Source organism: Thermosipho sp. 1244 (assembly GCF_018588215.1).
Taxonomy (GTDB): domain Bacteria; phylum Thermotogota; class Thermotogae; order Thermotogales; family Fervidobacteriaceae; genus Thermosipho; species Thermosipho affectus.
Genome location: NZ_LNGA01000025.1, coordinates 1 through 1,414 on the forward strand (window position 1 = coordinate 1; position 1,414 = coordinate 1,414).

Annotated in this window: 2 protein-coding genes; both read left to right on the top strand. The window is 35.9% G+C overall.

Annotation, left to right across the window (positions count from 1 at the left end; translation table 11 throughout):
* Positions 1-10: 10 nt before the first annotated feature.
* A complete protein-coding gene (gene rd / locus AS157_RS06755) occupies positions 11-172 on the top strand; it encodes a rubredoxin (RefSeq protein ID WP_075665548.1) in 162 nt (53 codons plus the stop codon).
* 44 nt (positions 173-216) lie between these two features.
* Positions 217-1,374 (top strand): FprA family A-type flavoprotein, encoded by a 1,158-nt coding sequence (locus tag AS157_RS06760; protein ID WP_214495020.1) that lies wholly within the window; start codon positions 217-219, stop codon positions 1,372-1,374.
* Positions 1,375-1,414: the final 40 nt, after the last annotated feature.

Here is a 1,414-nt window from a genome sequence, read left to right on the forward strand (position 1 = left end):
AGGGGGAAATATGAAGAGGTATGTATGTAGTGTATGTGGATATGTATATGATCCAGAAGTAGGGGATCCAGACAATGGGGTAGAGCCAGGGACACCATTTGAGAAATTGCCGGAAGATTGGGTATGTCCAGTATGTGGGGTAGGCAAAGACCAATTTGAAGTAGAAGAATAAGTGGGACATAATGTCCCACTTTTAATGAGAAGGGGAGGAATAAGATGGTTAAAAAGATAGGTGATGGGGTATACTATGTAGGAGCTATTGATTGGGACAGGGAATTATTTGACGAATTAATTCCTCTTCCAAACGGTACGACATACAATGCATATATAGTAAAAGGGGAAAAGATAGCTTTAATAGATACCGTTGATCCTGCAAAGAAAGAAGAGTTTTACAACAATTTAGAGAAATTGGGTATAAAGAATATAGATTATGTAATATCAAACCATGCAGAACAAGACCACTCAGGTTTGGTAAAAGAAGTAGTGGAAAAGTATGGGGCAAAGGTAGTAACGAACAAGAAATGTGCAGAATTATTGCACACACACGTACATGTAAGTAAAGAAGATATAATAGAGGTAACAGATGGAGAAGAGCTAGATTTAGGGGGAAAGACGTTAAGATTTTACTTAACGCCATGGGTACATTGGCCAGAGACGATGGTGACGTATTTAAAAGAAGAAAAGATATTGTTTAGTTGTGATTTATTTGGTTCACACTATGCAACAAGTGACATAGAGCAAGAAGGAGACGACGTATTAATAGAGATGGCGAAGAGATACTACGCAGAAATAATGATGCCATTTAGGAACCACGTTATAAAAAACATAGAAAAGATAGAAAAGATAGAGATAGAAAAGATAGCGCCAAGTCATGGTCCGGTGTATAAAAAACCAGAAAAGATAATAAAAGAATACAAAAAATGGGCGGGTAACGAGACAAAAAAAGAAGTAATAATATTGTATGTATCGATGCATGAAAGTGTAAAAAAGATGGTAGAATACGTAATGGAAGGATTAATGGAAAAGGGTATAAGAGTAAAATTACACAATGTAGTAAAAAGCGACATAGGAGAGATAGCGATAGATTTGGTAGAGGCATCGACAGTAGTAGTGGGGACGCCAATGGTATTGGGAGGTATGCATCCAAAGATAGCAGGGGTAGTATATTTAATGAATGCTTTAAGGCCAAAGACAAAATACATGGGGATATTGGGTTCCTATGGATGGGGAGGAAAGTTTATAGAAGAATTAAAAGGAATGATAAAGAATGTAAAGGCAGAAATAGTAGGTGAAGTAGTGGTAAAAGGACTTATAACAAAAGAAGAATATGAAAAATTGGATGAATTAATCGAAAATATTTCTAAACTTAACTAAAAGGGGGGATTATTATGTTAAACGAAAAAATGATTCAAGC